Annotated in this window: 12 protein-coding genes, 2 pseudogenes and 1 riboswitch; of the genes and pseudogenes, 6 read left to right on the forward strand and 8 right to left on the reverse strand. The window is 60.4% G+C overall.

Annotation, left to right across the window (positions count from 1 at the left end; genetic code table 11):
• Positions 1-166 precede the first annotated feature (166 nt).
• Positions 167-637, reverse strand: a complete 471-nt coding sequence (soxR, locus tag HJC00_RS08035) for a redox-sensitive transcriptional activator SoxR (protein WP_210632933.1) — start codon at positions 635-637, stop codon at positions 167-169.
• 335 nt (positions 638-972) lie between these two features.
• A riboswitch (TPP riboswitch) is annotated at positions 973-1,085 on the forward strand.
• Between soxR and HJC00_RS32980 the strand changes: the two are divergent.
• The 6 genes and pseudogenes from HJC00_RS32980 to HJC00_RS08060 all read left to right on the forward strand — a co-directional run.
• Positions 1,076-1,192 (forward strand): annotated as a pseudogene (locus HJC00_RS32980) (HMP/thiamine-binding protein); the annotation flags it as partial. Its footprint overlaps the riboswitch before it by 10 nt.
• Positions 1,193-1,245: 53 nt before the next feature.
• Positions 1,246-2,052 carry an ABC transporter permease gene (locus HJC00_RS08040; RefSeq protein WP_221146057.1) on the forward strand — a complete coding sequence of 269 codons (807 nt, stop codon included), beginning with the start codon at positions 1,246-1,248 and terminating at the stop codon, positions 2,050-2,052.
• The gene (locus tag HJC00_RS08045) at positions 2,049-2,861 is read left to right on the forward strand and encodes an ABC transporter ATP-binding protein (protein ID WP_210632935.1); all 813 of its coding nucleotides are present in this window, start codon (positions 2,049-2,051) and stop codon (positions 2,859-2,861) included. The genes HJC00_RS08040 and HJC00_RS08045 overlap by 4 nt, the downstream gene beginning before the upstream one ends.
• Positions 2,862-2,930: 69 nt before the next feature.
• A complete protein-coding gene (locus HJC00_RS08050; RefSeq protein ID WP_221163835.1) occupies positions 2,931-3,941 on the forward strand; it encodes an ABC transporter substrate-binding protein in 1,011 nt (336 codons plus the stop codon).
• Between the two features lie 87 nt (positions 3,942-4,028).
• Positions 4,029-5,248, forward strand: a pseudogene (locus HJC00_RS08055) (acyltransferase family protein).
• A 167-nt stretch (positions 5,249-5,415) separates the two neighbouring features.
• The gene (locus HJC00_RS08060) at positions 5,416-6,153 is read left to right on the forward strand and encodes a sugar transferase (RefSeq protein ID WP_221146061.1); all 738 of its coding nucleotides are present in this window, start codon (positions 5,416-5,418) and stop codon (positions 6,151-6,153) included.
• 289 nt (positions 6,154-6,442) lie between these two features.
• Here the strand turns inward: HJC00_RS08060 and HJC00_RS08065 are convergent, their stop codons facing one another.
• From HJC00_RS08065 to HJC00_RS08095, 7 genes are all read right to left on the reverse strand, one after another.
• Positions 6,443-6,850 carry a F0F1 ATP synthase subunit epsilon gene (locus HJC00_RS08065; RefSeq protein ID WP_210632939.1) on the reverse strand — a complete coding sequence of 136 codons (408 nt, stop codon included), beginning with the start codon at positions 6,848-6,850 and terminating at the stop codon, positions 6,443-6,445.
• A complete protein-coding gene (locus tag HJC00_RS08070; protein ID WP_210632940.1) occupies positions 6,850-7,089 on the reverse strand; it encodes a hypothetical protein in 240 nt (79 codons plus the stop codon). The genes HJC00_RS08065 and HJC00_RS08070 overlap by 1 nt, the downstream gene beginning before the upstream one ends.
• Complete coding sequence (gene atpD, locus HJC00_RS08075) at positions 7,089-8,516, reverse strand: F0F1 ATP synthase subunit beta (protein WP_168296614.1); 1,428 nt, start codon at positions 8,514-8,516, stop codon at positions 7,089-7,091. The genes HJC00_RS08070 and atpD overlap by 1 nt, the downstream gene beginning before the upstream one ends.
• Positions 8,517-8,538: 22 nt before the next feature.
• A complete protein-coding gene (locus HJC00_RS08080; protein WP_168296613.1) occupies positions 8,539-9,423 on the reverse strand; it encodes a F0F1 ATP synthase subunit gamma in 885 nt (294 codons plus the stop codon).
• Between the two features lie 26 nt (positions 9,424-9,449).
• Positions 9,450-10,979, reverse strand: coding sequence for a F0F1 ATP synthase subunit alpha (gene atpA, locus HJC00_RS08085; protein WP_210632941.1), 1,530 nt, complete (start codon positions 10,977-10,979; stop codon positions 9,450-9,452).
• A complete protein-coding gene (locus tag HJC00_RS08090) occupies positions 10,979-11,545 on the reverse strand; it encodes a F0F1 ATP synthase subunit delta (RefSeq protein ID WP_221163904.1) in 567 nt (188 codons plus the stop codon). Before HJC00_RS08090 ends, atpA begins: the two co-directional genes overlap by 1 nt.
• A gap of 254 nt (positions 11,546-11,799) precedes the next feature.
• A complete protein-coding gene (locus tag HJC00_RS08095) occupies positions 11,800-12,189 on the reverse strand; it encodes a DUF4345 domain-containing protein (RefSeq protein WP_221163837.1) in 390 nt (129 codons plus the stop codon).
• Between the last annotated feature and the right edge of the window lie 57 nt (positions 12,190-12,246).

Here is a 12,246-nt window from a genome sequence, read left to right on the forward strand (position 1 = left end):
AAGATGGGGGCGATCAAACTCTAGCTCGGCCCGGCATTCGCAAGAACGTCGACCTGCCATTTCACGATCCGTCCCCCATCGCCGGAGAAGGATGGCCGTCCTCTCCGGCGCTTCTTTATCTCAACAAAAAGCGTGGAAATCATAAGACAAGCTTTTCCCTGAAAGCTCATATGTCGATTTCGGTCTCCAGCAGCCGTGCGCCTGGCCCCTCCTCGCCGAGCCGATCGAAGGGATTGCGCAACGGACAGCTTTCGATCGACAGGCAGCCGCAGCCGATGCAGCCGGTCAGGCGGTCTCGCAGCAGGCTCAGCCGCCTGATTCGCGCGTCGAGTTCATCCTTCCAGCGCGCCGACAGCGTCTGCCAGTCGGCAACCGTCGGCGTGCGTCCCTGCGGCAGGGAGGCAAATGCCGTCTGGATTTCCGAAAGCGGTATGCCAACACGTTGCGCCACCTTGATGATGCCGAGCCGGCGAAGCACATCGCGTCCGTATCGCCGCTGATTGCCGCGCGTGCGGATACTCGAAATCAGCCCCTTGGCTTCGTAGAAATGCAGTGCCGAGACGGCAAGACCACTGCGTTGCGCCACTTCGCCGACTGTCAGAAGCCTGCCGAGCGGCGTCGCAGAAATCCTATTCATCGCCCATTGACCTCAATATTAGTTGAGGTTTTATAACCCCTGCTCCCCCGGCCGTAAAGCGCGAGGGCGCAGGAAGGAGCGACAGCGAGATCATCTGGTCGATACGAAGCTGAAATGATGGCATCGGCGCTTGTCCGCCCTGGTACCGATCGCCCCTGCCGATACAGCCGCCCGAGAGGCGAGCGCTCGGGTTCCGTTCCCGGCAGGTACGGAACCTCGGAAAACACCCGGACAGGACCTCGTCCGGGTGTTTTTTCATCTGCGCCCCGTCCCGGCCGGCCGGACGGGTTTGTAATTTTGCGGTTGCGGCAACAAAACCCCGATGATAGTTTTCGCCGAATGACAGGGGAGCTCTGTATCGCCGGGGCTGAGATGCGAGGCGCAAGCCTCCGGACCCTTCTAAGCTGATCTGGGTAATGCCAGCGGAGCGAGGTCCAAATGTGTTCCGGCGCGCAAGTGTCACTCTACCCGACGTCCGGCAATTCCGCCGGCATCCCTCTCGATGCCGTCAAGGCAACCGCCCCCAATCGCGGTAGGCTGCGCATCGAGACCGATGTCCTCGACAGGTTTGCGCTAACGGCCAGACGAAAGCCTGAAATCGAACGCCGATGACATCGCCACGACCATCGGATTCGCGCCTTGCGACGCTCTGTCTCGCCGTGTACCGGGCAATGCCCGCCTTGCTCGCAGGCTTTGCCTTTCTGGCGGCATGGGAACTCTATGTGGATCTTTCCGGCATCAAACCGTCCATTCTGCCGGCGCCTTCGCGTATTCTTATCCAGGGCTGGCTGAACCGAGAGGGGCTGATATCAAACACCTGGCCGACGCTCGGCGCGACACTCGGCGGCTTCGCCCTGTCGCTCGCCTTCGCCTTCGCCTCTTCGATCCTGATGGATTTCATGCCCTTCATGCGTCGGGCACTGCTGCCGATCTTCATCGCCAGCCAGACTCTGCCGCTGGTGGCGATCGCACCCCTCGTCGTTCTCTGGTTCGGTTTCGGCCTTTTGCCGAAGATATTGCTGGTGGCGCTCGTCACTTTCTTTCCGCTGCTCGTTGCCCTGCTTCAGGGTTATGAGGCGACCGATCGCGACATCGCCGAGCTCTTGAATTCGATGAAAGCGAGTCGCTGGCGCATTTTCCGCCTGGCGCGGCTTCCCTCGTCGCTGCCCTATTTCTTCGCCGGCCTTCGAATCTCGATCACCTATGCCGTCGTCGGCGCGATCTTTGCCGAATATGCCGGCGCTGCAAGCGGCCTCGGCATTTATATCCTCAACGCCAAGAACAATTTCCGTCCCGATCTCGTGCTCGCCGCCGTGATCGTCAGCGCTGTGTTGACGCTCTGCCTCTTCGCGCTGACGGTGGTTATCCAGCGTTTCGTCATGCCCTGGCAGCCATCCAAGGAACGGCGCCGATGACCGGTCAGATGCTTGAGCTGCGCAACATCTCGAAGTCCTTCGACGGCATGAAGGTCCTGGACGACATTTCGCTCGCGGTCGCAAACGGCGAGTTCGTCTCGATCGTCGGCCCATCCGGCTCGGGAAAATCGACCGTGCTGAGACTGCTGACTCAGGCGCTGCGGCCGGATTCCGGCAACATGCTTTTCAACGGTGCGGCGCTGGAACAGACGCCGCATTCCTTTGCCTTCATGCCGCAACGCGATGCGCTGATGCCCTGGCGCCGGATCATCGACAATGCCGTGCTCGGCCTGGAAGTGAGGGGCATGAATCGGCGGGCCGCCCGCGCCGCTGTCGCGCCCCTCTTCGAGCGGTTTGGCCTGGCCGGCTTCGAGCATCACTACCCCGCCTCTCTTTCCGGCGGCATGCGCCAGCGTGCTGCACTGCTGCGCACCGTCATCCAGAAGCAGGACATGCTGCTGCTCGACGAGCCCTTCGGCGCGCTCGATGCGCTGACTCGCATCCAGATCCAGGAGTGGCTGCAAGACATGTGGACCGAACATCGCTGGACGGCGCTGCTGATAACCCACGATGTTCGCGAGGCCGTTTTCCTCTCCGACCGGATCTACGTGCTGTCTGCCCGCCCGGCCCGCGTCATCCGCGAATTCCGCGTTTCCCTGCCCCGCCCGAGAAGCATCGCTGATCTCGGTTCGCCCGCGGCCCAGGCAATCGAGACTGAAATCCTGCAAACCCTGCTTCATCCGCAAGAACAGGATGATTTCAGGCCGGTCGGCCTGCAATCTGAATCCTGTTCCAATTTAAAGAGTTAGAGCACGATGTCGTCCGAAAACCGCTCACACTTTTCGGGATCCTGCTCTAATAGACCTGAGGAGGTCACCATGCTGCTTCTCACCCGTCGACAGACGATCCTCGCCGCTATCGCAACAAGCCTCGCCGGCCGCGCCGCCTTCGCTCAATCGGCGCCCGCAAAGGTTCGTATCGCGCTCGACTGGACGCCCAACACCAACCACATCGGCATCTATGTCGCCAAGGCGAAAGGCTTCTACACGGCCGCCGGCCTCGATGTTGAGATTCTGCCCTTTACCGACACCAGCGCCGGCACGCTGGTGTCGAACGGGGTCGCCGACTTCGGCATCAGCAGCGAGATCGAGGCTCTCACGCAGCGCGCTGGCGGCGGTGACGTGAAGATGGTCTACGGCGTCGTCCAGACGGAAACCGCACGCCTGATCTTCAAGGGCGGGCGCGACGACATCAAGAGTCCCAGAGATCTCGACGGCAAGACCTATGGCGGCTTCGGCGGCACCTGGGAAAGCGCGCTGGTCTCAGCGATGATCCGCAATGACGGCGGCAAGGGCGACGTCAAGACCGTCACCCTTGGCACCTCCGCCTATGAGGCGCTGGACAATGGCTCGATTGACTTCACGCTGGAGATCTACACCTGGGAAGGCATCGCCGCCGAGCTGGAGAAGCGGAAGATCAGCCGCTTCCACTATTCCGATTACGGCATTCCCGACGAGCAGACGACGGTCATCGTTTCCAGCGACGCCTATCTCTCGGCCACTCGAGAACACGCTCGCGCCTTCATCCAGGCCACACGTCAAGGCTATGTCTACTCCATCGACCATCCCGACGAAGCCTGCGAACTGCTGATATCGGGAAGCAACGGCGCACTGATGAACACGGAACTGGTAAAGGCTTCCCAGAAGGCATTGATCGAGGGCCACTTCCTGAGATCCGAGGCCGGCGTGATCGGCACCCTTGACCCGGCAAAGGCCGATGCCATCGGCGGCTTCCTGCTTGAGAACGGCATCCTGGTTGATGCGAATGGGGTCGTGCTCAGGGAGAAGCCGGACTTTTCCACCTATTACACCAACGAACTCCTCGGCTGATCCCGACCCGCCCTTGCCGACGCGGCCTTCCGCGGCAATGCTTTGAGCTTGGGCGGTTTGAGCCGAATCGAGCGGGGCGGGAACGACATGCGAGCACAGGACAGACTGGTCGGAGCCGACTTTCTGCGCGCGATGGCGTGCTTGTTGGTGCTCGCGCATCATCTCGCGCTCCGGCTGGATATGCGCAGAATTCCGGATGAATTGGCGCCGACGGCCAACGTCCTCCGCTTCGGCAATTTCGGCGTCGCCATCTTCTTCGTGCTCAGCGGCTTTCTGCTTGCCCGCCCTTTCTGGCACGCTCTCGACGCCGGCGGCGCCATGCCGAGCCTCGGGCACTACGCCATCCGCAGGTTGGCGCGCATCACTCCGGGCTTCTGGTTCGCCGCCAGCGTCGGCTTTATCCTCAGCCTGACGCTGCTTGCCCTGCCGCTGACGCCGGAGCTCGTCGTCCGCTATGTCTCGGGGCTGCTGTTCATGAGCCAGTGGCATTGGCGCACGTTCTTTCCCGTCGAAGCCGATGGGCCGCTCTGGTCCATTCCCTTCGAGGTCACCAGCTATGTGCTCCTGCCGGCCGCCTTTTTCCTGCTGTTTCGCTTGCCCCTGCTGCGGCAACGTCCGTTCTTCGCCCGCGCCGTATGGCTCTGCGTCATTGCCGTCGTCCTTCTTGCCCATCTGGTAATCCTGAGGCTCTTTGCGCTCGACGATATTGGGCGCGGCTGGGCATATGGCCTGCAGGGCGGGGCGAAGGAATGGATGCCCAACTATAATCCGATCGGTTTCTTTGCCGTCTTCGCGCTCGGTGCCTTTGCCGCTGGCATCGAAGTGATGTTGTCCGCAAGGCGCTCTTCCTGGTTCGACGCCGCGGCACTCCTGGCCCTTTCGGTTGCCGCTTACCGCCTCCTCATATCACCTGGCGGCTCGGCCGAAGGTTACGGCTGGCTTGACATCCCCTATGGATTTCCAGTCTTTCCACTGGCGGTCGCAACAGCGCTCGTTTCGCTCAGCCGTGCCCAGGGCCTGGGCAGGCTGCTTGATAACGCTCCTGTCCGCTACGTCGCCAAGATCTCCTTCGGCATTTACATCTGGCAGGAGATCATCCTGACATTGATCCAGAGACTCGACCCCGGCTCGTTCGGGGCCTCCTCGGAGAACGTGGTCACCGGTTGGCTGCAATCCTGCACACTGACGGCGGCGCTCGTTTTTCTGGTGGCAAGCCTCAGTTATTATCTGTTGGAACGACCGGTAATCGATTTCGGCAATCACCTCACATCGCGCCGCCTGATCGGGCTACTCCTTTAGAAGTATAATTTCGAACGCCACTCAACTAGAGGCATTAAGGTTAACGCGAAATACTCCCATTTTTGGCGTCTTTATGCTTACCGATTTCTTATTTATAACGATGACAAACCATACGTAAGCATGTATCTGTCTCCCCGCAGTTCAGTATCGCATCTAAACTTCTGGGCTTTGAGTAATGAATGCTTTTACTTCGAAGATAAGTTCACGCTTCGATTCGTCTCAGCGTCAGAACAAAATCCGGACTCTGGTTGTAGCGAACTCCAACATTCGCCAGCCGGACAGCTTTTCTGGTGTCGAAGGCAAGGCGGCTCTGCGATTGGCCGTAAAGCGGCTGATCGACATCGTCATCGCGGCCAGCGCTCTCCTCGTGCTGGCGCCGCTTTTCCTGGCAATCGCTATTTTCATCAAACTCGACGATGGCGGCCCCGTATTCTTCCGTCAGATCCGTTGGGGCCTGAACGGCCGAAAGATCACCGTCTTCAAGTTCCGCTCGATGCACACCGACGCTTGCGATCCCAGCGGCATCCAGCAGACCGTCAAGGGCGACAGGCGGGTGACCGGCATCGGCGCTCTGCTCCGCAGGACAAACATTGACGAGCTGCCGCAACTTCTGAACGTCCTCAGGGGCGACATGTCCCTGGTCGGTCCGCGCTGCCATGCCATCAACATGCGCGCAGCCGGCAGGCTTTACGAAGAATTGGTGCCGAACTACCACCATCGCCACGTCATGCGCCCCGGCATCACCGGCCTCGCGCAGACACGGGGCTGGCGCGGACCGACGGCACGGCCGCTGCAAGCCCGGGCCCGGATCGCCTGCGATATCTATTACGTCAGGAATTTCAGCCTGCTGCTCGACCTGAAAATCCTGTTCAAGACGCTGGTCATCGAGCTACGCGGCGGTACCGGCTTCTAATGAGAGTCTGCCCGGTTCCAAGCCTCGCGCGCACAATGTGCGGCCACGAAGATGCAGTCGTAAAACAAGGAAAGCACGATAGGCGTATCAAGGGCCGCAGCGCTTTTGCGCGCGCTTTGAAGTCGCGCGGCACTGCAAGTGTCGCCTCACCGTCGTAAACCGGCAAAAGCGGCTTTGATCGCCTGCTCTCTCTTCACTTTCGTTGATGCGCTTCGATCGTCGGGCTCAAAGACGGCAGAAACAAGAAAAGCGGCCTCGCGGCCGCCTTTCATTGATGCTGTCGCTGTGATCAATCCTGCTGGACGATGCCGCTAAGATGCGTCAGTTCCAGGATGAAGTGCTCAAGCTTGGACTTGTGCTCATGATGCACGGCATCCTCGAGTTCCTTCTTGGCAGCTTCGATGCGGCGGGTCAGCTCATCCTTGTTGAGCTCTTCAACCGGAACGGCGGACTCGGCAAGCAATGTGCAGCCTGTCGGCAGGATATCGGCAAAACCACCGAACACCACATAGTCCTGCTTTCTGCCGGAGCCGGAGCGGACGCTCACGATACCCGGCTTGATCGTTGTCATGGTCGGCGCATGATGCGCCATAACCGTCATCTCGCCTTCGGTTGCGGGAATGACGACTTCGGTCACCATCTCCGACAGCAGCAGGCGCTCCGGCGAAACGAGCTCAAAGTTGAAATTGTCAGCCATCAGTGACTTACCTTCTCGGCTATGGCTTTTGCAGCTTGCAATTTGGTCCCGCAGAACGGGCAGTGCAGTATCGCCTGATCGAGATATCCGAGGCCTTCCTCGGTCTGAACCAGCCCGACAACCATCATCGTCACGCCGTTATCGGCGCGGTAGACGGTCGGCGCGGCCGGCTCTGGCAGCTCCGCCACGACTCGCTTGAGGGAGTCGCAGCAGAATATCTCGTCCTGAGCGTCGCTCATCAAGCGGCGGCGAGCTTCTTGGCCTTCTCGACGGCTTCATCGATCGAGCCGACCATATAGAAGGCGGCTTCCGGCAGATTGTCGTATTCGCCGTTAACGAGGCCCTTGAAGCCCTTGATCGTGTCTTCGAGAGCAACGAGCTTGCCCGGCGAGCCGGTGAAGACTTCGGCAACGAAGAACGGCTGCGACAGGAAGCGCTCGATCTTGCGGGCACGGGCGACGGCAACCTTGTCCTCTTCGGACAGTTCATCCATGCCCAGAATGGCGATGATGTCCTGCAGGGCCTTGTATCGCTGCAGCGTCGACTGGACCTTACGGGCGACTTCGTAATGCTCTTCGCCGACGACCAACGGGTCGAGCATGCGCGAGGTGGAGTCGAGCGGGTCGACGGCCGGGTAGATGCCCTTTTCAGCAATCGAACGCGACAGAACCGTCGTTGCGTCAAGGTGGGCGAACGAGGTCGCCGGCGCCGGGTCGGTCAAGTCGTCGGCCGGAACGTAGATGGCCTGGACCGAGGTGATCGAGCCCGTGGTCGTGGTGGTGATGCGTTCCTGCATCTGACCCATGTCGGTTGCGAGCGTCGGCTGATAACCCACGGCCGAAGGAATACGGCCGAGCAGAGCCGACACTTCGGAACCCGCCTGCGTGAAACGGAAGATGTTGTCGACGAAGAACAGAACGTCCTGGCCCTGGTCGCGGAAATGTTCTGCGACGGTCAGACCGGTCAGAGCGACGCGAGCACGCGCGCCCGGCGGTTCGTTCATCTGGCCGTAAACGAGCGCAGCCTTCGAGCCCTCGCCACCGCCATGCTTGTTGACGCCTGATTCGATCATTTCGTGGTAGAGGTCGTTGCCTTCGCGGGTACGCTCACCCACGCCTGCGAAGACCGAGTAACCACCGTGCGCCTTGGCGACGTTGTTGATCAGTTCCATGATGAGAACCGTCTTGCCGACGCCGGCGCCGCCGAACAGGCCGATCTTGCCGCCCTTTGCGTAAGGGGCGAGAAGGTCGACGACCTTGATGCCGGTAACGAGGATCTGCGCTTCCGTCGACTGCTCGACGTAAGCCGGCGCGTCCTGGTGGATGGCGCGCTTGTGGGCGGTGTTGAGCGGGCCTGCTTCGTCGACCGGTTCGCCGATGACGTTCATAATGCGGCCAAGCGTCTCATCGCCGACAGGAACCGAGATCGGGGCACCGGTATCGACGACCTGCTGGCCGCGGACGAGACCCTCGCTCGAGTCCATGGCGATGGTACGGACTTCGTTTTCGCCCAGATGCTGAGCGACTTCGAGAACAAGGCGGTTGCCGTTGTTATCGGTTTCGAGCGCGTTCAGGATCGCCGGCAGTTCGCCTTCGAAAGCGACGTCGACGACGGCGCCGATAACCTGGGTGACTTTGCCGACAGAACGGGTAGCTGCCTCAGCCATTTTCTTACCCTCTTTTCCTAACTCAGAGCGCTTCCGCGCCCGAAATGATTTCAATCAGTTCCTTGGTGATCTGCGCCTGACGCTGGCGGTTGTAGCTCAGCGTCAGCTTGTTGATCATCTCACCAGCATTGCGCGTCGCATTGTCCATGGCGCTCATCTTGGCGCCCATTTCGCCCGCGACATTCTCGAGGAGAGCGCGGAAGATCTGGACCGAGATGTTGCGCGGGATCAGATCGTCGAGGATCGACGCCGGATCCGGCTCGTATTCGTAGACGGCGCCAGCATGCTCCTCATCCTCGACGACGGCTTCCGGGGCCTTGGCGGGGATGAGCTGCTGCGCGGTCGGAACCTGGCTTATCACCGACTTGAACTCGGAATAGAACAGCGTGCAGACGTCGAATTCGCCGGCCTCGAACATCTCGATGATGCGCTTGCCGATCTGGTCGGCATTCTCGAAACCGATCTTCTTGACCTCGCGCAATTCCTTGCGCTCGACAATCAGTGACGCGAATTCGCGGCGCAGAATGTCATAACCCTTCTTGCCGATCGTGAAGATCTTCACCGTCTTGCCTTCGGCGACCAATTTGCGGACATGGTCGCGGGCGAAGCGGGCAATCTGCGAGTTGAAACCGCCGCACAGGCCGCGTTCGGCCGTGCAGACCACGAGCAGGTGCACCTGGTCCTCGCCGGTGCCGGTCATCAAGACCGGCGCCCCGTCCGCATCGGTAACGGCCTTGGCGATATTCGCAAGGACCGCGTTCATACGCTGCGAGTAAGGCCGGGCGGCCTCGGCCGCCTCCTGCGCACGCCGAAGCTTCGCCGCGGCGACCATCTTCATCGCCTTGGTGATCTTCTGCGTCGCCTTGACGGAGGCGATCCGATTTTTCAGATCCTTAAGTGAAGGCATCCGTTATCCGTCCTAACCTGGCCCGATTACTGGAAAGACTTGGCGAAGCTGTCGAGAGCAGCGGTGAGCTTGCCCCTGGTGTCGTCGCTGATAGCCTTTTCCGTGCGGATTGCGTCGAGGATGGCGGAGCCTTCCGAACGCAGATAGGACAACAGGCCCTGTTCGAACTTGCCGACCGATGCGACCGGCAGCTTGTCGAGGTAACCATTGACGCCTGCGAAGATCACAGCGACCTGCTCTTCCGTCTTCAGCGGCGAGAACTGCGGCTGCTTCAGGAGCTCGGTCAGGCGAGCGCCACGGTTCAGCAGGCGCTGCGTCGCAGCGTCAAGATCCGAACCGAACTGGGCGAAGGCGGCCATTTCGCGGTACTGGGCGAGCTCGCCCTTGATCGAGCCTGCGACCTGCTTCATCGCCTTGATCTGAGCCGAGGAACCGACGCGGGAAACCGACAGGCCGACGTTCACGGCAGGACGGATACCCTGGTAGAACAGGTCGGTTTCAAGGAAGATCTGGCCGTCGGTGATCGAGATCACGTTGGTCGGAATGAAGGCCGAAACGTCGTTGCCCTGCGTTTCGATGACCGGAAGAGCGGTCAGCGAACCGGCACCCATGTCGTCGTTCATCTTCGCAGCGCGCTCGAGCAGGCGAGAGTGCAGATAGAAAACATCGCCCGGATAGGCTTCGCGGCCCGGCGGGCGACGCAGCAACAGCGACATCTGGCGGTAGGACACGGCCTGCTTCGACAGGTCGTCGTAACCAATCAGCGCATGCATGCCGTTGTCGCGGAAATATTCGCCCATGGCGCAGCCGGCAAACGGGGCCAGGTACTGCATCGGCGCCGGGTCGGAAGCGGTGGCGGCGACGATGATCGAGTATTTCAGCGCGCCGCGCTCTTCGAGCACCTTGACGAACTGGGCGACGGTCGAACGCTTCTGGCCGATAGCGACGTAAACGCAGTAAAGCTTTTCGCCCTCCGGACCATTGTCGTGAATGGCCTTCTGGTTGAGGAAGGCATCGAGAAGGATGGCGGTCTTGCCGGTCTGGCGGTCGCCGATGACGAGTTCGCGCTGGCCGCGGCCGACCGGAATCAGCGCATCGATGGCCTTGAGGCCGGTCGACATCGGCTCATGGACCGACTTGCGCGGGATGATGCCGGGAGCCTTGATGTCGACGCGCGAACGGCGCGTCGCATTGATCGGGCCTTTACCGTCGATCGGGTTGCCGAGCGCGTCGACGACACGGCCGAGCAGTTCGGGACCAACGGGAACGTCGACGATGGCACCGGTCCGCTTGACAGTGTCGCCTTCCTTGATGTCGCGGTCGTTACCGAAAATAACGACGCCGACATTGTCGGATTCAAGGTTCAGGGCCATGCCGCGGATGCCGCCGGGGAACTCGACCATTTCACCAGCCTGGACATTGTCCAGCCCGTAAACGCGAGCGATACCGTCACCGACGGAGAGAACCTGGCCGACTTCCGAGACTTCCGCCTCTTTGCCGAAATTTTTGATCTGGTCTTTGAGAATTGCGGAAATTTCCGCGGCGCGGATATCCATCAGCCAACCTCTTTCAATGCGAGCTTAAGGGTAGAGAGTTTGGTACGAAGAGACGTATCAATCTGACGGGACCCGACCTTCACGATCAGACCACCAAGAATTGACGGATCAACCGTGACGGCCATCGTCACGTCTTTGCCGGTGACGCTCTTGAGTGCCGCCTTCAATTCGGTTTCCTGCGCTTGGGAGAGCGCATGCGCCGAGGTGACCTCGGCGGAGATTTCACCGCGATTATTCGCCGCGATGAGGCGGAAGGCCCTGATCATCCCCGGCAGGGCAAACAGGCGGCGGTTGCGCGCCACGACCTTCAGAAAATTGGCGAAGAAGCCGCTGATGCCGGCTCTCTCGCTGATGGCGACAATCGCCTTCAGCTGATCTTCAGCGGAGAAAACCGGGCTTGCGACGAAGCGCTTCAGTTCAGCGCTCTCATCCAGCATCGCCTGGAAACGGTCAAGATCGGCGGCTACGCTGTCGACGGCGCCGTGTTCGAGCGTCAGCTCGAAAAGCGACGAGGCATAGCGCTCGGCAACACCAGAAGTAAGCTGGGACGTGTCTGCCACTGGCACAAATTTCCCTGATTTCAATCCAAAATCCGGCTCTCGGCGGGCGCCGAACCTATGATCTTGAATTCGTTTTGATTTCCCCCAGAAATCACAAGAGAAGCCTCTTGCTTCTTCCGAAATTCGGGGTCCGTCTAACATAGGATGTTCGGACTCGCAACACGCGTAATGCCCGAATACGCCTTTCGCATGAATTTCTGTTCGCAAAATTGCGCAATGGCCTGAAAGCGGGCCGCGCAAGCCGCCGCCGGCGGCGAAAATCATGTTTGGAAGAAGCCGAAAACATACAGCAGCGGCAGTGCCGCGATAACTGTTTGCACAACCAGAAGTAAATAGTTGAGATAAGTACTCCCCTTATCTGACAGGATGGAGACGATGCGGGCGAACGCGGCCATGGCGAACGCTGCGCCGAATGCCGTATAAATCAGCGGCTGCGCCAGCACGGCGGAACCGAGACCAAAACCGAGATAGAAGCCGCCTGTCGATCGGACCTCGCTGAAACCTTCACGCCGCTCGCCGCGCGGCGCCAGGCCGAAGATCCTCATCGCAAGACCGGGCGCAAACATGATGACGAAGCCGGCGATGGCCGTGAAGGCGGCTGCGCCGAAGGCAAGCTGCTCGCCAAATTCCGTGGGAAACTCAAATTCCATGCCTCGACCCCAAATCATCCGCTGATTCTGCGTTTATGCCATGATCGGCCGCATCCG

Source organism: Rhizobium sp. NLR22b (genome assembly GCF_019685295.1).
GTDB lineage: Bacteria > Pseudomonadota > Alphaproteobacteria > Rhizobiales > Rhizobiaceae > Rhizobium.